The 23452-nt window shown below is 70.4% G+C and carries 12 protein-coding genes, 3 pseudogenes and 1 CRISPR repeat array (1 of these 16 cut by a window edge); of the genes and pseudogenes, 10 read left to right on the forward strand and 5 right to left on the reverse strand.

Annotated features, from left to right (window positions below):
• From ABT122_RS15985 to ABT122_RS15995, 3 genes are all read left to right on the forward strand, one after another.
• Positions 1 to 1245 (forward strand): alpha/beta fold hydrolase (locus ABT122_RS15985; RefSeq protein ID WP_351551386.1); only part of this gene is annotated, 1245 nt, incomplete at its 5' end.
• A gap of 17 nt (positions 1246 to 1262) precedes the next feature.
• Positions 1263 to 2294: a ketoacyl-ACP synthase III family protein gene (locus tag ABT122_RS15990; protein ID WP_351551389.1), complete on the forward strand. Its 1032-nt coding sequence runs from the start codon at positions 1263 to 1265 to the stop codon at positions 2292 to 2294.
• A 35-nt stretch (positions 2295 to 2329) separates the two neighbouring features.
• Positions 2330 to 9403 (forward strand): SDR family NAD(P)-dependent oxidoreductase, encoded by a 7074-nt coding sequence (locus ABT122_RS15995; RefSeq protein ID WP_351551392.1) that lies wholly within the window; start codon positions 2330 to 2332, stop codon positions 9401 to 9403.
• Between the two features lie 162 nt (positions 9404 to 9565).
• Here the strand turns inward: ABT122_RS15995 and ABT122_RS16000 are convergent, their stop codons facing one another.
• Complete coding sequence (locus tag ABT122_RS16000) at positions 9566 to 10066, reverse strand: response regulator transcription factor (protein WP_351551395.1); 501 nt, start codon at positions 10064 to 10066, stop codon at positions 9566 to 9568.
• Positions 10067 to 10732: 666 nt separating this feature from the next.
• Here ABT122_RS16000 and ABT122_RS33615 point away from each other — a divergent pair.
• The 3 genes and pseudogenes from ABT122_RS33615 to ABT122_RS16010 form a co-directional block, all read left to right on the forward strand.
• Positions 10733 to 10843, forward strand: a pseudogene (locus ABT122_RS33615) (HipA family kinase); the annotation flags it as partial.
• A 587-nt stretch (positions 10844 to 11430) separates the two neighbouring features.
• Positions 11431 to 12193, forward strand: a pseudogene (locus ABT122_RS33620) (transporter).
• Between the two features lie 448 nt (positions 12194 to 12641).
• Complete coding sequence (locus ABT122_RS16010; protein ID WP_351551401.1) at positions 12642 to 13751, forward strand: hypothetical protein; 1110 nt, start codon at positions 12642 to 12644, stop codon at positions 13749 to 13751.
• Between the two features lie 191 nt (positions 13752 to 13942).
• Here the strand turns inward: ABT122_RS16010 and ABT122_RS16015 are convergent, their stop codons facing one another.
• Both ABT122_RS16015 and ABT122_RS16020 read right to left on the reverse strand, forming a co-directional pair.
• Positions 13943 to 14269: a restriction endonuclease gene (locus ABT122_RS16015; RefSeq protein WP_351551403.1), complete on the reverse strand. Its 327-nt coding sequence runs from the start codon at positions 14267 to 14269 to the stop codon at positions 13943 to 13945.
• On the reverse strand, positions 14212 to 15834 hold the full coding sequence (locus ABT122_RS16020; protein ID WP_351551406.1) for an SPDY domain-containing protein: 1623 nt from the start codon (positions 15832 to 15834) through the stop codon (positions 14212 to 14214). The genes ABT122_RS16015 and ABT122_RS16020 overlap by 58 nt, the downstream gene beginning before the upstream one ends.
• Positions 15835 to 15984: 150 nt before the next feature.
• Here ABT122_RS16020 and ABT122_RS16025 point away from each other — a divergent pair, with 150 nt between their 5' ends.
• The 3 genes and pseudogenes from ABT122_RS16025 (at position 15985) to ABT122_RS16035 (ending at position 17803) form a co-directional block, all read left to right on the forward strand.
• On the forward strand, positions 15985 to 16353 hold the full coding sequence (locus ABT122_RS16025; protein ID WP_351551409.1) for a DUF8825 domain-containing protein: 369 nt from the start codon (positions 15985 to 15987) through the stop codon (positions 16351 to 16353).
• 40 nt (positions 16354 to 16393) lie between these two features.
• Positions 16394 to 17226 (forward strand): annotated as a pseudogene (locus tag ABT122_RS16030) (IS5 family transposase).
• 271 nt (positions 17227 to 17497) lie between these two features.
• Positions 17498 to 17803: a hypothetical protein gene (locus tag ABT122_RS16035; RefSeq protein WP_351551412.1), complete on the forward strand. Its 306-nt coding sequence runs from the start codon at positions 17498 to 17500 to the stop codon at positions 17801 to 17803.
• A 181-nt stretch (positions 17804 to 17984) separates the two neighbouring features.
• Here ABT122_RS16035 and ABT122_RS16045 read toward each other — a convergent pair whose 3' ends face one another.
• Together ABT122_RS16045 and ABT122_RS16050 are read right to left on the reverse strand one after the other, a co-directional pair.
• On the reverse strand, positions 17985 to 18797 hold the full coding sequence (locus ABT122_RS16045; protein WP_351551414.1) for a class I SAM-dependent methyltransferase: 813 nt from the start codon (positions 18795 to 18797) through the stop codon (positions 17985 to 17987).
• 420 nt (positions 18798 to 19217) lie between these two features.
• Positions 19218 to 21005 carry a hypothetical protein gene (locus ABT122_RS16050; RefSeq protein WP_351551416.1) on the reverse strand — a complete coding sequence of 596 codons (1788 nt, stop codon included), beginning with the start codon at positions 21003 to 21005 and terminating at the stop codon, positions 19218 to 19220.
• A gap of 841 nt (positions 21006 to 21846) precedes the next feature.
• Between ABT122_RS16050 and ABT122_RS16055 the strand changes: the two genes are divergently transcribed.
• Positions 21847 to 23073, forward strand: a complete 1227-nt coding sequence (locus ABT122_RS16055; protein WP_351551419.1) for a hypothetical protein — start codon at positions 21847 to 21849, stop codon at positions 23071 to 23073.
• Between the two features lie 214 nt (positions 23074 to 23287).
• A CRISPR array of direct repeats spans positions 23288 to 23452; the repeat unit is 28 nt; unit sequence GTCCGCCCCGCCCGCGCGGGGGTCGTCC (it continues 351 nt past the right edge of the window).

Below are 23452 nucleotides of genomic sequence, written 5' to 3' on the forward strand. Positions count from 1 at the left end.
GACCCCGCCGCCCTCCGCCGCCACCTCGCCGCCGAGCTCCCCGACCACCTCGTCCCCACCGCCGTCGTCACCCTCGACCGCCTCCCGCTCACCCCCAACGGCAAACTCGACCGCCGTGCCCTGCCCGCCCCCGACTTCACCACCGCCGTCACCGGCCACACCCCCCGAACCCCCCGCGAGGAAATCCTCTGCGGACTCTTCGCCGACATCCTCGGCCTCCCCCGCGTCGGCATCCACGACAACTTCTTCGAACTCGGCGGCCACTCCCTCCTCGCCACCCGACTCATCAGCCGCATCGAGACGGCCCTCGGTGTCCGGCACACCATCAGGTCCCTCTTCGAATCCCCGACCGTGGCCGCCCTGGCGCAGCGGCCGGACTCCGGCAGCGGCGCCGGCCAGGGCGGCGGCGCCGGTGACGCACTCGCCGCACTGCTTCCCCTCCGCCCGGGCGGAAGCCGCCCCCCGCTCTTCTGCGTCCATCCGGCGGGCGGCCTGAGCTGGTGCTACTCCGGACTGCTGAGCAGCCTCGGCCCCGAGGTGCCGCTCTACGGACTCCAGGCCCGGGGCATCTCCGGGGAGGAGGAGCGCCCGACCAGCGTCGACGACATGGCCGCCGACTACGTCGCCACCCTCCGCGCCGTCCAGCCGGACGGCCCCTACCATCTCCTCGGCTGGTCCTACGGCGGAGTCGTCGCCCATGCGATCGCCGCCCAACTGCGCGAACAGGGCCAGGACGTCGCCCTGCTGGCGCTGCTCGACGCCTATCCCGACCCTCCCGCGCACGGGAGGGTCCCGGGGGAGCGGGAGGTGCTCCGACTGCTGCTGGAGAGCATCGGCCGGGAGGACCTCGCCCGGGAGACGGGCGCGGACCCGGACCACCCCGGCACTCCCGGCCTCCCCGAGCTCCTGGAGCGCGTCCAGGAGAAGGACGGCGGCCTCGCGGGTCTCTCGGCGGACCAGGTGCTCTCCCTCGTCGACATCGTCACCAACAACATCCGTCTCATCGGAACCCATGAGCCGGCGGTCTACGACGGAGATGTTCTCTTCTTCACCGCGACCGAGGGAGAGGCGGCGGAGCGGGGCGGGGAGCGGCTGAGCTGTGACGCGTGGGCGCCCTATGTCGGCGGCCGGATGGAGAACCACCGGATCGCCTGCGAACACGCCGCCATGACCGACCCCGAACCCCTGCGGATCATCGGTTCCGTCATCTCCCGGAATCTCTCGCACCGCGCATCCCGCCCGTGACCGTCCAGGAGGCATCAGTGAAACTGGAGAATCTCCATATCAGCGGGCTGGGTACCTACCTGCCCGAACGGATGACCAGTCGGCGCGCTGTCGAACTGGGTCTGTACGACGAGATCCTCATGCTGGATTCCGGTGTCACCGGAACCCTGATAGCCGGTGACACCCCGCCGGTGGACATGGCGGTCTCCGCCGCCCGGCAGGCTCTCGGCCGGGCCGGAAAGGACGCCTCGGAGATCGACCTCCTGGTGCATTCCTGTGTCCTCCGCCAGGGCCCCGAGATGTGGTATCCCGGTGGCTATGTCGCCCGTGAACTCGGCGCCGGGAACATTCCCGCCTTCGAGATACGGCAGGGATGCAACGGAATGCTCGCCGCCATGGAGCTGGCGGCCGGCCGGCTCGCCCTGGATTCCGGCCGGAGCACCGCACTTCTCACCACCGCCGACAATTTCACCTCACCCACCGCCGACCGGTGGCGCGGCTATGGTCCGGGAACCGTGATCGGGGACGCCGCCAGCGCGCTGCTGCTCGACACCACGGCCGGAATCGCCCGCGTACGGTCGGTCAACCATCTGCTCGTCCCGGAGCTGGAGGGTCTGCACCGAGGCGGTGAGCCGCTGTTCGCGCCGCAGGCCCGGGAGGCCATCGACATGGTGGAGCGGGCCCGTCACTTCGCCCGCACCGGCCCCCCGCTCGCCGAGGTCAACGAGACCATCGCGAAGTGGCAGGCGGATGTGGCGCTCCGCTCCCTGGAGGAGGCGGGCATCGGCGTCGGCGACATCGCCAGGGCCATCTATGTCAACCAGGGCCACTATCTGGTCTCGCAGTTCTTCCTCGATCCCCTCGGAATTCCGGAATCCCGGTCGAGCTGGGACTTCGGCCGCACCGTCGGCCATCTCGCGGCGAGCGACCACATGGTCGCGCTCGACCATTTCCTTTCGACGGGCCAGCTCAAGCCCGGAGACCATGTGCTGCTCGCGGGGGCGGCACCGGGGTTTGTGGTCAGCAGCGCCGTACTGACCATCGACGCGACCGCTCCCTGGGCCATCTGATATCCGAGGACCATTCGTCAACCGAGGGAGCCGCAGTGTCCAGCAGGAAGCACCGCAACCGCTCGCACGGCACCGAAGCCAAGGCCCGAATCAAGACCGGAGCAAAGGCCGAATTCAAGGCGGAGTTCAAGGCCGGAGCCAGAACCGGAATCAAGGACGGGACCAGGACCGGGACCAGGACCGGGACCGGGACCGGGGCCGAGAACGGCACGGGAACCGGTACAGGCACCGGTACAGGAACAGCGCAGGCCCCGACCCCCCGGGAGAAATCCGGACCGAAGTCCGCCGAGCCCCCCGGTACGCCCGCCGCGGGACCCGCCGTCGCCATTGTCGGCATGGCCTGTAAATTCCCTCAGGCAGCCGATCTGACCGAGTTCTGGTCGCGGCTGTGCGAGGGACACGACAGCATCGTGGACGTACCGCCCAGCCGCTTCGACATCGACGACTTCTACGATCCGCGCCCGGGGACACCCGGGAAGATCGTCAGCCGGTCCGGCGGATTCCTCGACGGGATCGACGAGTTCGACGCGGACTTCTTCGGCGTCGCGCCCCGCGAGGCCCAGCACATGGACCCGCAGCAGCGGCTGCTGCTGGAGACCGCGGCGGCGGCCGTCGAGGACGCCGGCCTCACCAGGGACCGGCTCGCGTCCGGCAGCACCGGGGTGTTCATCGGGTCCATGGGCCGCAACTACTGGGACCGGATGAGCCGGTCGGGAGTCCTGGACGTCTACGCCAACGCCGGGACCGCGCCCAGTGTGCTCTCCGGCAGACTCTCGTACGCCTTCGATCTGCACGGCCCCAGCCTCACTCTCGACACCGCCTGCTCCTCCTCCCTCGCCGCGGTACACCTCGCCTGCCGGAGTCTGCGCACCGGCGAGTCCACGCTCGCGCTGGTCGGCGGGGTGAATCTGATCCTTCTCCCGGAGGAGAGCATCACCTTCTCGGACGGGAGGATGCTCTCCCCCGACGGCCGGTGCAAGTTCGCCTCCGCCTCGGCCAACGGCTTCGTACGGAGCGAGGGCGTCGGGGTCGTCGTCCTCAAACTCCTGGAGGACGCCATCGCCGACGGGGACGCCATCCGCGCGGTGGTGCTCGGCTCCGCCGCGGTCAACGACGGCCGGGGCACGGGCGCGATGATGGCCCCCGCGCCCGACGGGCAGGAGCGGACGCTCCGTGAGGCGTACGCCGACGCCGGGACATCCCCCGCACAGGTCGACTACGTCGAGGCGCACGGCACCGGGACCAGGGTCGGCGACCCGGTCGAGCTGGGCGCGCTGACGGCCGTGCTGGGCGAGGGCCGGCCGGCGGAGCGCCCGCTGCTCGTCGGCTCGGTCAAGACGAACATCGGGCACACCGAGGGCGCCGCGGGGATCGCCGGTCTGATCAAGGCCGTACGGTGCCTGGAGACCGGGGTGATACCACCGAGTCTGCACAGCGCGGAGCTGACCGGCGCGGTCGACTGGTCCCGCGCGCCGCTGTCCGTGCCGCAGAAGCTCCAGGACTGGCCCCAGCACGAGCGGCCGGGGATCGCGGGCGTCAGCTCCTTCGGGATCTCCGGCACCAATGTGCATGTCGTGCTGGGAGCGCACCGCCCCGCTCCGGCGGAACCGCCCACCACCGGAGCCGCCGGTGTCATCGAAGCCGTCGCGGCCGTCGAAGCCGAGGTGGAGGCCGACGGGCCCGCCCGGCTGCTGAGTATCTCCGCCCACCACCCGGACGCGCTCCGCGAACTCGCCGGGGAGTACCGGCGCTATCTGGAACCGGGCGGCGCGGGCGGCGAACTGCCCCTGCGGGACATCTGCGCCGGCGCGGCGACCCGCCGGGACCACCGGGAGAGCCGCCTCACCGTCGTCGGCTCCACCCACAAGGAGCTGGCGGGCAGACTCGGCGCCTTCCTCGCCGGCGAGGCGAGCCCCTTCACCCGGTCGGCCGACGATGTGTACGAGCGGCGCTCCCAGGTGGTCTTCGTCTTCCCCGGCCAGGGTTCGCAGTGGGTCGGCATGGGCCGGGAACTGCTGCGCACCCAGCCCGAGTTCCGCCGGGCGCTGGAGGAGTGCGACGCGGCGGTGCGCGCCGAGACCGGCTGGTCCGTGATCGAGCGGCTGACCGGCGACACCGGGCCACTCGAAGGTGTCGAGGTGATCCAGCCCGTTCTGTGGGCCGTCGAGGTCGCCCTGGCCGCCGTCTGGCGCTCCTGGGGCGTCGAACCCGACTATGTCGTCGGCCACAGCATGGGTGAGGCGGCGGCTGCGTGCGTCGCCGGCGCGCTCTCCGTGACCGACGCCGCGGCCGTCATCTGCCGCCGGAGCGCCCTGGCGAGGACGGTGTCCGGGCGGGGCGCCATGGCCTCCGTCGAGCTCGGCGCCGAGGAGGCCCGCCGCGAACTGGAGCGGTACGCCGGTGCCCTCTCCGTGGCCGCGATCAACGGTCCGTTGTCGACGGTCCTCTCCGGAGACGGCGACGCCATGCGGGAGCTGCTGACCTCGCTCCAGGAGCGCGGCGTCTTCTGCCGTCTGGTCCAGGTGGACTTCGCCTCGCACGGCCCGCAGGTGGAACCCCTTCGCGAGCCCCTGCTCCGGGCGCTGGACACCATCGCCCCGCGCGCCGGCGACATCCCCGTCTACTCCACCGTCCTCGCCGAGCCCGTCGACGGGAGCGGCCTCGACGCGGCCTACTGGGCGCGGAATCTGCGCGAGCCGGTGCACTTCGGCCCGGTGGTCCAGAGGCTGCTGGACCAGGGACCCACCGTCCTCGTCGAGATCAGCCCGCACCCGATCCTCACCCCGGCGGTACGCGAGTACATCGACCGCGCGGACGGCGGCGGCCTCGCCGTGGGCTCCACCCGCCGCAACACCCCGGAGCTCTCCTGTCTGCTGGACGCGCTCGCCGAGATCCATCTGAGCGGGCACCCCGTGGAGCTGGGCCGGCTCTCCGGACCCGACGCGGTGTACGTACGCCTGCCGGGACCGGTCTGGCAGCGGCAGCGGTACTGGTACCCCGACCCCGGCACAGGCCCCGGTACGGACACCGCCACCGGCCCCGGCACGGACACCGGCCCCGGCGGAACCGGCGCGCAGGTCCGTACGCCGCTCTCCCCGGCCCCCGCCTCCCATCCCCTCCTCGGCGCGCCCGTCGGCGGAGCGGACGGCGGTGCCCATGTCTGGGAGGGGCCGCTCGACCTCGCGGCCAACGCCTATATCCGCGACCACCAGGTACAGGGCGTCGTGATCGTTCCCGGCACCGCCTACGTCGAGCTGGTCGCCGCCGCGGCCGCCTCCGCTCTCGGCTCCGTCCCCGCCCTCGTGGACATCACCTACCACGAGGGGATCTTCCTCACCGGGACCGAGCCGCCGCCGGTGGTGCGGGTCGTGCTGCGGCCCGCGGCGGACGGAGGCTGGACGTTCGAGGTCAGCAGCCGCTACCACGACCAGCCGGACCACCAGCGCAATGTCACCGGCCGGCTGGACCCCGCGGCCCCCGGGCCGGAGGCACCGTCCACGGGCGAGTCACGGGCCGAGGTGCGGCGCCGGGCGCGCGAGATCCCCAGCGAGGAGTTCTACCGGCGCTTCGAGGCCCAGGGCAATCAGTGGCTGGGCGCCTTCCGGGGTGTCACCCGGCTCTGGTGCCGCGACGGCGAGGCGCTCGCCCGGATCGAGGCCCCCGCCTCCATCCGGGGCGACGACCCCGTCCACCACTTCCACCCCGCGCTCCTCGACGCCTGCGGGCACACCCTCGCCGCGGTGACCGCACCCACGGACACGGACGGGGGCACCGACCGGGACACGGACGGGGACACCGGCGCGGGCCCCGGCGCCCGGGGCGAGCACGACGCCTTCGTCCTCGGCGGCATCGACCGTGTCCGCCTCCACCGGCGCCCGAGCGGCCCGCTGTGGAGTCACGCCGTCCGTACCGCCGTCCGCCCCGACGCCATCGTCGGCGATGTGGAGGTGCGCGACGAGGACGGCCATCTGCTCGCCGAACTCGAAGGAGTACGGCTGCGCTTCCTCATCCCCAGGACCGCCGCGCTGCCCCCGGCTCCGGCCGGCTGGCTGCACGAAGTCGTCTGGCGCCCCGCCCCCCTCGCCCCGCCCACCGCACCGGCCGCGCCGCGCACCGGCTTCTGGCTGGTCTTCGCCGACGGCAGCGGCACCGCGGAGGCCCTGCCCGCCCTGCTCGGCGGGCGGGTGATCGTCGTGACGCCGGGTGCCACGACCGGAAGGCTCGGACCCGACCGGTACGCGGTGGGGCCGGAGGGGTACGCCGCGCTGCTGGCCGAGGTGGGCCGCGAGGCCGGGCCCGGCGCGTGCGAGGGCATGGTGCATCTCTGGTCGCGCGACGCCCACGACCCGGGCCCCTCCGGCGGGAGCCCCGGGCCGGCGACGGCGTCGGCCGCACGCCTCGGGTGCCACAGCGTGCTCGCGCTGGTCCGGGCCCTGGACGGGGCACCGCCCTGGCACGGTGCCCGGCTGTGGCTGGTGACCGAGGGCGCCCAGCATCTGCCGGACCACCCGGGCGAGGTGGCGGTGGGCCAGTCGATGCTGTGGGGCCTGGGCCGCTCGCTGATCCAGGAGTACCGCGAGCTGCGCTGCACCCTCGTCGACCTGCCCGCCGGATCGGGGAGCCGGTCCGCCGGACTGCTCGGTGCCGAGCTGCTCTCCGGCGGCCCCGGCCCTGACACCGGCACCGGCCCTGACACCGGCCCCGGCACCGGCACCGGCCCTGACACCGGCCCCGGCACCGACACCGGCCCCGAGACCCAGATCGCGTATCGCGACGGACAGCGGTTCGTGGCCCGGCTCACCCGCCACACCCTCGCCCCGCCCCCGCCCCCGCCCCTGCCCCTCGCCGCGACCGCGACCGAGACCGCGCCCCCGACCTCCACCCCCGCCGACGGCGGCTCCCCGCAGGGGTACGAGGTCCGCGGCCGGACGGTCGGCCTGCTCGACGAGATCGGGCTCGTCCCGGCCGTGCCGCGCCACCCCGGACCGGGCGAGGTCGCCATCAGGGTCAGCCGCGCGGCGCTGAACTACCGCGATGTGCTCACCGCCATGGGCGCCTACCCCGGCCTGGGCGAGGGCGCCCGTCTCGGCTGGGAGTGCGCGGGCGTCATCACCGAACTCGGCGAAGGGGTCGAGGGCCTGGAGCCCGGCGACGAGGTCATCGCCCTGGCCGAGGGCGCCCTCGCCAGCCACGCGGTCACCAGCGCCCATCTGGTCGGGGCGATCCCCGCGCGGCTGACCGCCGAGGAGGCCCTCACCCTCCCGGCGGCGTACCTCACCGCGTACTACGGACTCTGTGAACTCGCCCGGCTGGCACCCGGCGAGAAAGTCCTCATCCACTCGGCCACCGGGGGAGTGGGGATGGCCGCGATCCAGATCGCCCGCTGGAGGGGCGCGGAGATCTACGCGACCGCGGGCAGCCCCCGCAGGCGCGCCCTGCTCAAGACGCTCGGTGTCAGACATGTCTTCGACTCGCGGTCGGGGGAGTTCGCCGGGGAGGTCATGGCGGCCACCCGGGGCGGGGGAGTGGATGTCGTCCTCAACTCCCTCACGGGGGAGGCGATCCAGCGGAACCTCTCCCTCATCGCGCCCTACGGCCGCTATGTGGAGCTGAGCAAGAAGGATCTGATCGAGAACAGCCCGATCGGGCTGCTGCCGTTCGCCAGGAACCTGACCTTCTTCTCCATGGACCTGGTCGACATGTTCCGCACCCGGCCCGCGCAGGCCGGGGCGCTCCTGGAGCGGGTGCTCGAACTCGTCGACGGAAGGGCGATCGAGCCGCTGCCGTACGAGGAGTACGCCGTCGCCGACGCCGAGGAGGCGTTCCGGCGCATGGCGCGGGCCCAGCACATCGGCAAGGTCCAGCTCCGTTTCGACCCCGACCACCAGGGCGATCACCTCGCACCGGTCGCCCAGCCGGTCGCCCAGCCTGTCGACGAGACCCTCGCCGGGCCCCCCGCCGAGACCCCCACCGGGCCGCCCATCAGGCCCGACGGCAGCTATGTGATCACCGGCGGTCTCGGCGGAATCGGCCGGAAGCTCGCCGCCTGGCTGGTCGAGCGGGGTGCCCGGGATCTCCTCCTCCTGGGCCGCAGCCCGCTCGGCGAACGGGCCGACGCCCTCCGCGAACTCGCCCGCACCGGTGCGCGGGTCGCCTACCACGCGGTCGATGTGGCGGACGAGGACGCCCTGCGGACCGTGCTCCGGGAGCACGAGCGCGCCGGCGGGCCACCGGTGCGGGGAGTCCTGCACGCGGCCGGTGTCATCGAACTGGCCTCGGCGGCCGAGCTGGACCCCGGCCGGTTCGACGCCATGGTCCGGCCCAAGGTCACCGGGGCATGGAACCTCCACCGGCTGCTGGAGCACCGGCCGCTCGACTTCTTCGTGCTCTTCTCCTCCGCCTCCGCCGTCCTCGGATCGCCCCGGCTGGGCGCGTACGCCGCCGCCAACGCGGCGCTCGACGCCCTGGCGCACCACCGGCGGAACCAGGGACTGCCGGCGCTCTCGGTCAACTGGGGGTTCTGGTCGTCGGTCGGCATGGTGGCCCGGTACGACGAGCGGCACGGGCGGAGTCTCGCGCCGAAGGGGATGGAGAGCTTCACCCCGGAGCAGGGGATCGGGCTGCTCCAGAAGCTGCTGGCCGGCCCGGCGCGGCAGCTCACGGTGCTCGCCGCCGACTGGGACCGCTGGAGCGCCGCGTACCCGGACGCGGCGCGGGACCCGATGCTGCGCGAGGTGGTCCCCGCCGTGCCCCCGCCGCCCTCGCCCGTCGTCCCTCTCCCCGCCCCCGTCCCGGTCACCGCGGTGGTGCCCGTCGAGCCGGTCGTGCCCGCCGCCCCGGAGAAGCAGATCCCGGTGGCCGCCCCGCCCGCCCCGGTACGGGAGTTTCTGACGGACCGTGTCGCCAGGGTCCTCGCGCTGCCGGCCCAGCGCCTGAACGCCCGCAAGCCACTGAACCGCCAGGGGCTGGACTCCCTGATGGCGACGGAGGTGCGCAGTCAGGTGCAGCGGGAGTACGGGGTGATGGTGCCGATGGCGAGAATGCTCGGCGGACAGAGCCTCAACGACCTGGCGGACTTCATCGCCGAGGAGCTGACCGACGGCACCTGACCGGCGTCTGACCGGCGTCTGAGCAGTGCCTGTGACCGGCACCTGAGCAGCGCCTGATCGGCTCCCCTGCTCAGCGGCGGTCACGTGTTCGGCACGGAACGGCGGGCCCGGGAACACCACCCCGGGCCCGTCCCGCCGTACGCCCGGGTGCCGATCGCCGCGCTACGCCCTGCCGGTCGTCTCCTGGTGCGAGGGCCGTCTGACGATGCCCGCCTCGTACGCGTAGATGACGGCCTGCACCCGGTCCCTGACCTCCAGCTTCCCCAGGATTCCCTGCACATGGGATTTCACCGTGGACTCCGCGATCTTGAGCCAGGCCGCTATCTCCGGATTGGAGAGGCCCTGCACCATCAGTTCGAAGACATTCCGCTCGCGTCTGGTCAGGGAGAGGAGATGATCCTTGCCGCTGTGACTGCTTCCCTTGAGGGAGACGGAGGCCCTCGCCAGATTTCCCACCACCTCGTCCTTCACCGGTGTGTAGCCGGCGATGGTGACTCGTATGGCGGCGATGAGTTCCGTGGGACTGATGCGGCGGTCGAGAACCGTACATCGCCCGATGCGGAGAAGATTGACCAACTGATCGCCCGGGAAAGTCGCCAGGAAAATCAGATAGATCGGTACGCCGTCCCTCGATTGGAGGGCCACCTGCTCGGCAATCTTCAAGGTGCGGTGGGAGAAGTCCTGATAGCTGCACAGGATGATGTTGGGTCTGAATTGAGCGGCGGATCTTGGGGCTTCCGAGAAGGCGCTCACTTCACCAGTCACCGAGATTTCCCGGTCATTGTTGAGGATGGCGCTCAGTCCGGCACGTTCTAACTCGTTTTCGCAGACGAGAAGGACCTTCACTTTCCCGTGCCCCTTCACTTCCCCTCCTTCGAATCGGTACCGCACAAGGCTTTTTACCGTGGACTTGACCTTATCTTGACCTGGTGAGCGGGTTCAACAGGTGAATTGAGGAGGTCTGTTGATGTCTAAAAATCGCTGGTTTGGGCCAGGGGCGGGTCTGTATTCGGGACGTACTCGGGCGACGGCTCGGGCCGCTGTCCTGGAAGTGCTCATGGCCGTCGGGGCGCACCGGCCCGAAACTTGACGGTTTCATGGGTTCGAGCGGATGAATAACGGGAGTCCAAAGGAACGCCCGCCGCCACGGTGTCGCAAGTGTGTACGAGTCGAATGATCCAGGCCCGGCACGCCGGGGCGGCCGGTAAAGAGGCCACCCATTTCACCCGTTGCCGTGGGGAATCGGAAACGGCGGCGGCCCGGCCGGGCCGCCGCCCGCGGGCGCCCCCTGGCGGCCGGACGGCCCCCGGCTGCCGATAGCCTGGAAAAATGCTCACAGAAGTCACGGCGACCCGCTATGTCACGCCCTTGCGTGAAGGCGGATCGCTCCCAGGCATTGTCGAGGCGGACGACCTCGGCACCTACGTCATGAAGTTGACGTGCTGAGAGTCCTGACCTGCGACAAGCGGCGTTGTACATGGCTGACCTGCATGGATGACTCTTTCCGCATCTTTCGGGGGGTGCCGTGTTACGCGACCGGTTCTCCCCAGATTCCCCCCAGCGGGTGTCTTTGCCCTGCACCGTCGCAGGGCAAAGACACCCGCTCCCGTGGTTACGCTTGGTGAGTGTCGCTGGCCGAGCTCTGTCGTCCGTACCCTGGGACCTGCAGGCCAGATGGGCCTTGCGGCTGGCTCCAGAATCGCCGCGCACTCCACATGGTGCGTCATCGGGAAGAGATCGAAACCGGAGGCGCCGGGAGAAGTCACAGGTCAGGGGCCATCTGGTGCCGTCTTGTGCGGAGATGTTTGAGCCATGAGCGTCAAGAGGCGGGAGGGGCGGATGGGGTTCCAGAGCCCGATGCTGTAGCCCGGCCAGTAAGTCTGTCACTCTGTGTGTCTGTGCTTTGCTGGGTGGCGTGGGAGGCCGCCAGCCTCGGCGAAATAATCCTGATGCCACACGTGCTGGGCCCCTGGAGCGATCTTGGAATGGGGGCGATGGGGCTGAGGCTGTTCAGCACGAAGCGCGGCATGACGGAGGTCATGCCGCGTCTCGCGGAGGTCGAGGCGGATGTGCAGGGCCTGGTCGAGGCCCATATGGAGATCATGCTCGGGGTGCGGTTCCTGGCGAGCGAGTACAGCACCGGGCCGGTCCACGGCGGCCGGATCGACTCGCTGGGCCTGGACGAGAACGGGTCGCCGGTGATCGTCGAGTACAAGCGGGCGACCGACGCCGGGGTGATCAATCAGGGCCTGTTTCACCTGTGTTCTGTGTGGCCGGCGACTTCACCCGCTACGACGTCCACGCCGTACGCGAGCACCGGCACAGCATCGACCTCGTCCGCTACCGGTTGTACAGCGACGACCACATTGGGCTGGAGACCGTCGCCTCCGTCCACGGACACGCCGGAGCGCCCTGCCGCCGGAGCGGGGCGGATGCGCGGACCGCCGAGGCACCCGGTCGCCAGATGGCTGACCGAGCGATGGAGGATCTCTCGACGGCCTGGACGAGGTCCTGCTCGGGCTGGGCGACGATGTGGCGTCGGTTCGGCGCAAGCAGTACACCGCCTACCGGCGGCTGCGGAACTTCGTCTGCGTCCCGCCGGCGCGGCAGGCCAAGATCCTCGCCTATGTGAAGGTCGACCCGAAGGAGGTCGACCTCGTGCCCGGGTTCACCCGGGATGTGACGGGGCTCGGCCATCACGGAACGGGGGACCTGGAGGTCCAACTCCGGTCCGAGCGGGACCTGGCGCGGGCCGGGGAACTGTTCCGCCTCGCCTGCGCGGGAGCGTAGAAGTTCGAGCTCGTGGCTCTGCGGCGGGGTCGGGTCGTAGTCGGCGTTCCTTCTTCGGGAGGGGGGCAGGGCGTGGCGGTGGAGTAATCAATGGTCCGGCGGGTCCCCGGTTTCGTTGAATCGGGGATTTCCGGCTATCGTGCGCCAGCGAACGGCACCGGGGGCACCGCCAGCCCTCGCATTCCCGAGGCGACCGGCGTCGGACGCGTTGCCGGAGGGCGCCCGCTGTTTCGCCCATTTGGGGCAGGCCGCTTGCGGCACTGGCCTGCTGCACCGTACGGTTCGGACTTGGTTGAGGGAGTCCTCGGCGTGCGCCGCCCGGATCGGAAGCGCAGCGTGCCGGAAGTCCCCCGCAGTACCTCGCACCGCACCTGACAGTCGCAGGAACGCCAACTCACTTCCGCGCTGGGATCCGGCAGCAGCATCTTTCACGGAAAGCGAGTCCGTCGTGTTCCACGACCATGCTGTCGACCTGTGCCGCCGGTACACCGGAGAGGCTTCCTCCGGAGTGAAGGAGCGCATCAGGACACTCCCGCCCGGCAGCCCGCTCATTCCCCGGGCACTGGGTGACCAGGAGTTCCTGGAGGCCCAGGTGTTGCGCGCGCTGCTGGAGTACCCCACCACCTACACCACGCGGCCGTTGCGTATCGAGCAGGTCATTCCGCGGGAGACCGGGACGGTCGTGCGGTTCGCGGCTGATTCAGACGCTGATGGGCTCACCGAGCTGATCGCCTGGGGTCTGTTCCCGACTGGTGGCGAGCACGATCTCAGGGGGATCTGCGGATTGCGCGTCCTCCACGCCAAGCACAACAGGATCGACGTGGGACTCCTGGGAACCACCGCCACCATCCGCCTCGCGGGTATTCCCGAGAAAGCCTGGAAGGCCGCGGTGGAGCTCCGCCACCGTCAGCAAGCCCGTGCGTCGGTGCCGTTCCGGAGTCGAGAGCTGACACCCGGTGAAGCCGTGTTCACCCGGGCACACGCATGGTCTGACGAGGCGTGGCGTGAAGCGGCGGCACTCGGCAGCGCCCTGCTCCGGCGACTGATGATTTTCCGTGCCGGTGCCGACTGGCTGGACATGGCCGGCTTCACCAAGCACAACGACACCTACGGCTTCACCCTCACCTTCGCGAAACCGCACTGGACACCACACGACGAGCTCATTCAGCACCTCACCCACCCCGAGTTCGGAATCGCCCTCAGCGAGGACATGCGCACCTGCTCCTGCAACTACGGAGCGCGTGGGTGCCGGATTTGGTTCGACGGGCAGGGACACGGCACCGGGCGACTCGACCTGCAACTACTGGAAGCCGACACGCCCTGTGAGATCGCTGAGTACAACCAAGCGCTCACCTTCACCGGGAGTCCTCGCCAGGAGATCCGCCGAACGACCGGAAACTTCCCTGGCGTGGCCGCGGATTGTGCCCAGCACTGCCACAGCCGTCATGGCACTGTCGCCCACCTGCAGAGGATGAGGGAAGCGCGGAGCAAGGATCGCGAGCGGTTGCTACCCGGTCTGGCACGAACCGGTGCTGGACGCAGGGGATCAGGACGGTAGCCAAGCTGTTTGCCCGTGTCGGAGCGCCTGTGGCTGAAGACCGCGAGGGCGCATCGCCCGTTGTTCGACCCGGATCAGCAAAAATGGAACCGCTGACGACGTACCTGCTTCATGCGCCGATCCCCATCAGAAATGGCATCCCAGTTCTCTTCGTCCAGCGACGGCGCCCGATCGAAGAGCGTGGGGTTGTCTCAATGCCAGAGACAAAGGTCCAGGCGAGGATGGATGACACCAGCCAGGCGGCGGAAGGCGGACGGAGTCACGTCGCCGAAGACGCAGAGGACTCCTCGGTCAACCCGCAGATCCAGGATCTTGCCGATGAACTCCTCGACGGTGCCGATGCCCACGGCGCGTTTGTAGAGCTTGCACTCGTAGACGACCTGCATGGTGGCGCCGAGAGCCTGAACCGATGCGAGCACGTCGATCTGGCGCTCAATCCCGCTGTGAACACCCTTCAGCTTCACGTCGTGCTCGACGGTCGCGTTGGAGTCGAGCTTGCTGACCTGGTCCGCAACCATCCGCTCGAACGCCTGCCAATTGTCAGCGTCGTTGGCCGCGAACGGCATCCTTGAGTACGTCGCGTAGCCACGCAGCCAGCGTCCGGGCGGACACTGACAGTTGAGGCGAGGGCGAGTCTGCCCCCATCGCGTGGATGGAGGCAGACTCGCCCTCGTCTTGCTCGCATATCGTCCGATACTGCACAGGTGGGAACGGTGTTGGTCACCTTCTGCGGATCACCGCCGCTGTGCCCTACCTGCCGTGCCACGGGGCGATGCCGGGGGGCCACCCGGACGCTGAGTGGTGCCGACCTGGCCGGGGCCGATGGTGTGCGGATGGCCTGGTTGTGGGCGAGTTCGAAGGTGAGGTCCTGCAGGAGGGCTGCTGGGGTGTACGGGGAGAGGTGGATGGCCCAGTCGGGCCGTTCGGGGTTGCCGCTCCACAGGGTCCAGCCGGGGTGGGTGACGATTGGGTCGAACCGGACGCCGGCCGGGTGGGGGCCGGGTGCGGTCAGGGTGATCCCGTGCCCGTTGACCGTGTGGGTCCAGCCGACATTTCCGAGGGGGCGGGTGGCCTCGGCGATGGTCTTCTCGGTCACCGGCGTGGTGCCGTTGTCCCAGGCGTTCTCGGAGGCGAGGCTGTCGAGGAACGTGCTCATGATCGGGGCAGGGGTGCCGGCGGTGACGGTGGCGTGCCACAGGCGCTCCCCGACGGGAGACTCGTGGACCGCGACGGTCCAGGCGACGTCGGCTCGGTGGCGGGCCTCGTGGTCGAACTCCACGCGAATCGTCCGCGATTCGTGGATCGCGTAGGTGCAGTTGTCGTCCCAGGTCCGCCACTTCTCCCACTCACCCTGGGTGTCCAGGAAGGACTTCAGGAGGGCCTCGTGGTTCCCGCGCTCGGCGGCACGGACGGGCATGGTCTTCGGAGCGGCCCGCTCGGAACCGGCCGGGTCCGTGGTGCTCACCGGCGCCGAGGCGAACCGGTGGGCCGCTGCTGCGGCACGTTCGGTGTGGGTGGCTGGTGCCGTTCCAGGGCGTACCGCAACGCTGTAAAGGCGGTGGAAGTCGGCCACCGCTGCGGTCTCGGTGTCGTAGACGCCGGTGACCTGTCGGAGATCGTCCTCACCATGGAGGTGGATGTGCCGACCGTCCTGGTGGGTGCCGACGGCGACGGTGGTCCACCCGTCGTGGGCGTGCAGGTGGATGGTGAGGCGCCCGGCGGCCATGTCGTCATGGATCGCCTGTGCTGCGTCACTGACCTCCCGGACCTCGTCGCGGGTCAACCGGGGCATGGGGTGGTTGCCCCAGGTCCACTCGGCGTCGATCTCCTCCTGGAGGTAGGGGTCGATGCTCGTTCGGAAGCCGTGGTGGGCCAGGTCCTCGGCGGCCCGGGCGGCGTAGTGGGGCTCCTCCCGGTCGATGCGTGCCAGCACCATTCCGCCCCCGGCGTCCCGGAAGCCGTGAGAGAGGAGGACCGTGCGGGCCGCTGAGGCGGAGGTGCCCGTCAGCGCTGCCGTGACAGCGGGCAGGTGATCGGGAAGAAGCGCCCGGCGGACGTGGACGGTGGTGTCGGGGTTCGACATCGATTCCTTTCGGAGGGGAGTGTGGGTGCTCCATGCGGGGCCGCAGGTGAGCCCGGTGCCAGCGTGTCTGCGGGCTCCCAGAAGGTCGGGCGGAGGGTTCCCTGGGTGCATTATTAGAACGATCATTCGAGTGTGGCTATTATTTCGGCCATGTCTGATTTCCCTCCCGATCTTCTTGAGGCGCAGACCCGTCTTCACCGCGCGCGGGCGGAGCACCAGGCCCTGTGCCAGGGACTTCCCTGGTCAGCGGAGCCGCTGGACGGCTGGGAGGACACCCGGCAGCTGTACCCCACCTACACCAGCGCCCGCGCAGCCAGCCCCGGCTGGAGCGAGGAGCAGCGCGCTGGGGACGCGCGGCTCCGGGGTCCCGTGCTGGACCTGTTCGTCACCGTGTCGACGCATCCGTACTGGGCGAGCCTGCCCGCGGGTGAGGTGGTGGGCCGCCGGATGGAGCTGAAGCGGGACACGGCCGCAGGCGCTGAGGGCAGGGCGGACGAGTCCGCTCCGGCTTCCGCCTAGGTCGTGTCCGCAATGTCGATCAATCGTTATTCTGTTCGTGGTGCGTCGTCATGAACTGACTGATCAGGCCTGGGCGGTGATCGGGCCGTTGCTGGCTCCGCCTCGGATGGGGCGGCCGGTGCGGGATCGGCGGCAGGTTCTCAACGGGATCCTGTGGAAGTTGTCCACGGGTGCGGCCTGGCGGGATCTGCCCGAACGGTACGGGCCGTGGAAGACCGTCTACGAACGGTTCCGCCGCTGGTCGGCGGATGGAACCTGGGACCGGCTCCTGGCCCACATTCAGCAGCACTCGGATGCGGTCGGCGAGGTCGACTGGTCGATCGTATGCGTCGACCCCACGATCGTGCGGGCCCACCAGCACGCCGCTGGAGCCCGAAAAGGGGGCTCTGGGAAGGTGAGGCGCTCGGCCGGTCCCGCGGCGGGCTGAGCACGAAGATCCATCTCGCCTGCGACGGGCGGGGCCGGCCCCTCGCATTCACGCTCACGGGCGGAAACGTCAACGACTGCACGCAGTTCGAGCAGGTCATGGCCCGTATCCGCATCAGGCGGTCCGGGCCCGGCCGGCCACGCACCCGCCCCGACCGGGTGGTCGGCGACAAGGGCTGCTCGTCCCGCAAGATCCGCGCCTACCTGCGCAGACGCGGCATCGCCTGCACCATCCCCGAACGCACCGACCAGATCAGCGGACGCCGACGACGCGGCGGGACACTCTGCCGCCTTGACCGCACCGCCTACCGACGCCGCAACGTCGTCGAACGCTGTTTCAACAAGCTCAAACAGAACAAAGCCCTCGCCACCCGCTACGACAAACGAGCCCGCCACTACCAAGCCCTGGTCACCCTCGCCTGTCTACGACTCTGGCTCTCCCCATGACTTTGCGGACACGTCCTAGAGCCGGCACATCCCGACCAGCGCGGACGCCGTCGCCGCTGCGCGGCGAAGACCGCCGATACGGCGAGGGACCCGCACCGCGCGGTACCGGCTCGGGGCGCGGCTGGTGCCGGTTGCACGGGGCAGGGCACCCCGTCGGCCAAGCGGCAGGCGGGCCCGCGCAGGCGCGGGTCTGGCTGTTGGTTGAGCGGCCTCTGTACCGACGGTCTGAAGTCGATTGCCGGGCGACTGATTCTGGCGTGATCATCGTTGGATGAGCACGAATGAGGGTCGGAAGAAGTTGATGCAGGTTGTGCAGACGTGTTCTGCCCACCCATCACAGTGGGATGCCTGGACGGCGGACGGACAGTACCTGTATCTCCGATACCGGCATGGCGAGGGTTGCGTCGAGTGGCATCCCGGCCCTGACAATGATGCCAACGCGCCGGAGTCCTGGAACGAGGGCCTCTCGGGGCTCCTGATTGAATGGGACGACGGCACCGGCAGCGGCGCCATCAGCCTTGACGACTTCCTCGCGGCAGCAGGCTTGGCGCTGGCGCCGGGCGCCTCGGTGAGTTGAGGTCATGGCACGCGGTCAGGTGCGGGCCCGATGATGAGGGAGGCTGCGGTGACGCTGCCGAGGAAGACGTAGCCGCGCTTGTCGTATCGGGTTGCGACAGCGCGGGAGTTCTCCAGCCTGTTGATGGCTCTCTCGACCGTGCTGCGCTTCTTGCGGCTACGCCTTTGTTTTGCCTTTGGGCTCACTCGGTGCGCTGTCCAGTACGGAGGACGCTGAGGTAGCGGCGTGATGCTCGATCGTCCATGCGCGTGCGGATGCGCTCGGCGACGGCGTCGAGCAGGGGCTCACGGATGTCGGGGTCGAGCCTCCGGTACAGCGACAGCGAACGAAGGTGATCGGCAAAGCCGTCCCCGGTGAACCACTGCACGGTCGGATACCAGCGCAGGGTCGGCGGGCTGAACAGTCCGCCGGGATCGTCGACCGGTCCCCAGCCCCTGTCGGTGGTGCGCACGTCTTTCTCCAGGGGAGGATGACCCCAGTCGGGGGTCCCGGGGCAGAATCGCTCGTGGATGTCGGCGGTCTCGCAGTACACCTCCGGCTCTCCCGGCCGGCGCACCACGACGTGGCCGAGCAGCGCGATCCAGCTGCCCGGCAGGAGCAGGTCGTGTGCTCGCTGCCAGCCGGTCGACGGGTCGACCCAGTGCCACGACGACGCGGCCACCAGAACGTCGAAGCGTCGACCGCGGTCGTCCCACTCCTCAAACGTCGAGCTCTCGACTTCGACGTTGCGGAAGACCGCGAGGCGCCGGCGGGCGAGTGCGGCCATCGCCGTTCCGGGCTCGATAGCGGTCACCGGACACCCGAGGGCTGCCAGCGAGCGCGTGGCCTGACCGGTACCGCAGCCCACCTCCAGCACCGACGACCTTTCGTTCATGCCGGTGACGGTGACGACGTCCGCGAACAGCTCGTGGGGGTACCCCGGACGGACCCGGTCGTAGAGCTCCGGCACGTCGTTGAACACCCGGCCGAGGTCAGGCCGGTTCGAGTCCGTCATCGCGCTCTCCTCCCGGGACTTCCGCCGGCGTGCCGATCGTGGAGAAGGCTACTCGTTGCCATGTGGGCTTCCCGGCTGCCGTCTACCCCGCCCGCGCGGAGGCCGTCCAGGTCCGAACCGGTCAGAGAGAGCACCTGCCCGTCGTCCCAGCCCTCCGGGGTGGCGTCCGGTCCGCATCACGCCCGCGCCCGCCGCCCTCGTGGTCCAGGGTGCGTGGTGGAGTGCGGGATCAACGGATTCTCGTTGTCTCGGGGTGTGCCGAGTCCGAGATGAACTGCCGTGCCGGGGATGTGGTGGCGGGGCGGCAAGGGCACGGTGTCCGACTGGCCGCCGGACGGCCCGGTCCCCGGCGGCAGCGCTTCCGTCGTCGAGGCGCCGAGGCTGCAAGCGGGCCAGGTGCTGCCGCAGACACCGCGGCTGTCAGGGCGTTTGCGCTTTCACGGGCGTGGGGTCCAGGGAGTCGAGGAGCTGCCCGAAGGTGATCTTCTCGTCGTCGTGGTCGAAGGACATGGCTGCGGCGAGGGCTTCCCACCGTCCGGTGCTGCGCCCGCAATGGCCGAGCAGAATCGTCAGGGCGACGTCGGGTTCGTGACCGGCGAGGACCTCTTCGGCAGGGATCTGGCGCAGGTGCTCCAGGGTGTGGTGGCGGGACTTCACGACGGCGCGGTAGACCTCGGAGCGGGTGAGGATCTCACCGGTGGCGGGGGAGTCGAGCCAGGACTGCAGGACGGACGCGGGGTCGGGGTGCTGGCCGAGTTCGTCGTCGTCCACCAGGCGCACCACACCGTCGTCCTGGTCCTCGGGCACCGGGATGGCGGCCGCCTCGGCCCGGAACCAGGCAGGGCCGCCGGCTTTCTCGGCAATCCAGGCCAGTTCGGCGGGGTGCAGCCCGTTCAGGACGTTCACAACGCCGGCGCGCGGGATGTGCGGGTTGGCGGCGAGGGCGGTCAGGGCCTGGACCCGGCGGTGCTCGGCATGGCGTTCCAGCAGCTGGGCCGGGCGGTCATGGTCCGGATCGACGTTGTTGAGGACGCGGATCAGGGTGCGGCTCGGTGCGGGGGAGACGACGGCCGGCTGGTCCAGTCGGGCGAGCTGAGCGCAGGCGCCGGCGAGGTGGGTGGGGTTGGCGCTGAGAAGGGCCAGGTCCTCGGCGAGGCGCAGGACACGGCCGTCGAACTGGTGATCGCCCTCCTGCTTGTCGGGCCAGGTGACCAGTTGGCCGCGGGTGACGAGTGCGTCGGAGGCCGCGTGCAGCTGCTCGGCGGCGAGGTCGTTCAGGCGCGGGTTGCTGCGGACTCGGTTCACGAGGTGGTGCAGGGTCCGACGGGCGGTCACCTGCGGGTTGGGCAGGTCTGTCAGCTCGGGCAGGCACAAGGCCGGAAGGCAGGCGCGCAGCAGGTCCTCGCTGAGAGCGGGTGCCGAGTCGGCGGGCAATTCCCCGCCATCTGGGTCGCCGGCGCGGAGCCGGGCGTCCTCGAGGGCCTGCGTCTCGGCCTGGTCCAGCAACAGGTGCTGGACGGCTGCTCCCAACGTGGGGTGCGCGGTGAGCTGTGCCCACCGCTGGGGGCAGCGGGCAAGCATCGCCCACTCGGTGTGGCCGCCCAGCTCCAGCGACCAGTCCTTCGGGAAATCGGACACGGCTGCCCAGCCCTCTTCGGGTTCTGGGTGGAGCAGGTATGCGGCGAGAGGGGTGAGGCAGGCTTCCAGGACAGCGTCGAACAGTTCTGGCGGTAGGGGCGGGGCTGGCGGGGTCTCTTGGGTGCGGGTGTCGCGGTCGAGATCCCAGTCCTGGACGACCTGCTCCACCTTGTGGTGGGGGAGGCGGGGCAGGAGACCGATCGCTGCTTCGACCTGGTCGGGATGCCGTGCCAGAGCGGAGATCAGCCCCGCCCAGACCCGGCGGTGCCGCAGGATGGCGGGCGCGTCGGCGGCGGTCACGGTGCCGTCGGCCACCAGGGCGGTCAGCGTTTTCTCGTCGGCGTGGACCAGGAGCTGGCCACGCAGCCGCTTGGCAGAGGTTCGGGCCAGTAGCGCGGGCAGCGCTTCCTTGAGGGCTCCCTCTCGCCACCGGTCTGCCTGGGTGTCGAAGCCCTGCGGCGTCGTCGCCGGGGCACACAGGGCTCCGATCACTGTCTTGAGGGCTTCCCGGGGGAGGGCCTCGCTCATCGCGAGATCCCGCCACAGCGGGTACGTACGGGCGTTGACCATCCTCGGATCTCCCCTCCCTGCCCGACCCCGGCGTCACCACCCGGTCGACATACGTAGAAGCGACCGTACGGCGCACCCGGGCCCGAGCGGGGCGGGTTCCATGAAGTTGCCCCCTGCAGTGCGCAAGTGACCAGGGGCTAAGGCGACCAATTCCGCCCCCGGGTCGCTACGGAACTGTGGGCGGCGCAGGATGTGGTGGGACACCCGCTGAACCTGGCGAAGAAGGAGTACGCCGCCTTGTGGCGGCTGCTGGAGGCAGTGATAGGTGCGGGCTGGACGCACCGGAACGGCTCGGTATGCGTACTGGTCGGGGCGCGGCGGAGGGAATCCTCGGGCGCCTGGAGGAGCGGGAGCTCGTGGTCCGGGTACGTCTGCGGACAGCGTCCGGGCTCGCGAGCCGGTCGCGGCTGATGGCGCCGGCGGTTGCCGCCGCGCCCGGTCGCACGGCCGTTGCCGACGACATCCAAAGGGACGGTGCGGAGAGCCCCCTGAGCCCGATTTTTCAGAGCGCGGCGTTACAGCAGGGGTGGTGAGCTGTCGGATATGGACGAGGAAGCGCAGGTCAGCGGTATGGCAGTGATGGATGTTGCGGATGTTGCAGAGCCCGGCGTTGCGGCAGCCCTTCACACTGACCACCCTCACCTGGTTACTCCTGTTGTTCCTCAGCGGCTTGATTGTGGTTTTTCCGGCGAAGGCCGTGGTGGGTTCGGTGATCTGCCGGACCGCGTGTGCGTGCGCGACGACCAGGCGGTCGACGGCAAGACCGGCGCCGCCGGGTCGGCGTCGCCGGTGGCCGGGGTCGGCCCGCTGCGCGGGGAAAAGCGGAAGGAGTCCCCGGTGGATGAGCAGGGTGGGACAGCGTGCTGCCGTGGCTGGGGTCGGTGGCCGGCCTAAGGCCGTGGGGTGGGACAAAGCGCAGCAGCAGCGGAGGCTGACTCTTCCGGCTGATCTTGGTCTGCGGGTGGCGCTGGGGCCGGTGTCGTGGCTGTGGGAGCGGCTGTCCGGCTGGCAGCAGGACCGGGTGGAGAATGCCGCGAAGGCGGAGCTGGCCAGTCTGGAGGGCGTGCTGGCGCTGCCGGGTGGTGCGCTGCGGCTGCTGGCCGACCGGCTTGCTGACCGCCTGGCGGAGACCGGCGGCGAGGCTCTGGTCGACAAGCCGTTCGGGTGGCTGATCGGCCGGGGTTTGGTGCGGCGGCCGTCGTGCTCGGACCGGCGCTGCGACGACGGCACCCGCCTGGTTACCGGCGGCGAGTGCGAGAACTGCGGCAACGTAGTGCACATTCGGCGGGCCCGGCAGGCGAAGATCTCGGCGCAGATCCAGCGGGAGCTGCCCGGCTTGGATGACGACGAGCGTCGGCGCGTCCTCGAGGAGCGGCTGCGGGAGCAGGTGGTCATCGAAGCGGAGGACTTCGTGAGGCGCCATGAGCAGGCCCGTGCGGAGAAGGCTCGGCGCGATGCGCCGGCGTGCGAGGGCTGCGGGCAGCAGCAGGCCGGTGGATTGTGCGAGGCGTGCGGGTACGAACGCCGGACGGAGGCGCTGACGGTGGAGGCCGGACTGGTCGCCGCGGCCTGGGCGGCCGACCTGGCCGACCAGGCCGCGGTCGCCGCCGGTGTCCGGACCTTGCTCGCGGCCGACATCGAGCGCGCCCGGCGGGTGTTCCTGGACTCGGCGCCGCCCGGTGAGCTGCACGCCGACCCGATCGGCACGGCGTCCGCGCTCGCCTTCGGCGCGCTACGGGCAGTGGAGGAGGCGCTGCCGGAGTTCCACCGCAGCGCGCTGGGGCGGCTGGCCCGGACCGAGGAAGCCGACGCGGAAGCCCGGCGGGCCTACAAGACCGAGCAGGGGCGGCGTTGTTTCCGGCCCAACCCGAACAGTGCGGACGCCGTCGCGGCGGCGACGAAGGCCGCCGACACCGCCCGGGAGCGCGCAGCCGAGTACCTGCTCGCAACGCGACTGCGGCAGCTGCGCGAGCAGGCCACCGCCCGTGCCGCGGCCGCGCCCGACGTGCTGCCCGAGCTCGCTGCCCGCGACATGGACAGCGACGTTGCAGGAACGGTGATCGCATGACCGGCGAGCTGAGCCGCGTCGACCTCGCGCGCCAGGCCCTGGTCGCGGCCCGGGAGGCGGCGAAGCGAACCGGCAACACGTACCCGCTCTGGCGGATACGGTGAACCGAGCCCGATGTCACCAGAGTCGGCACAACAGCAGCACCCGGGGAACCGCCGTGAAGCAAGTAAAGCAAAACAGCATGATCACGTGACAACGCCGCAGGTCACGAAGTGTCCGCCCCGCCCGCGCGGGGGTCGTCCCCCGTGAGATCTTCCGGGAACTTCCGAGGATTTGTCCGCCCCGCCCGCGCGGGGGTCGTCCGAGGCTGGTCCCGCACCCCGACGCGCGCCGGTTGTCCGCCCCGCCCGCGCGGGGGTCGTCCTCCATCGCGACCGCG

Origin of the sequence: Streptomyces sp. NPDC001985, assembly GCF_040296845.1 — a bacterium.
Taxonomy (GTDB): domain Bacteria; phylum Actinomycetota; class Actinomycetes; order Streptomycetales; family Streptomycetaceae; genus Streptomyces.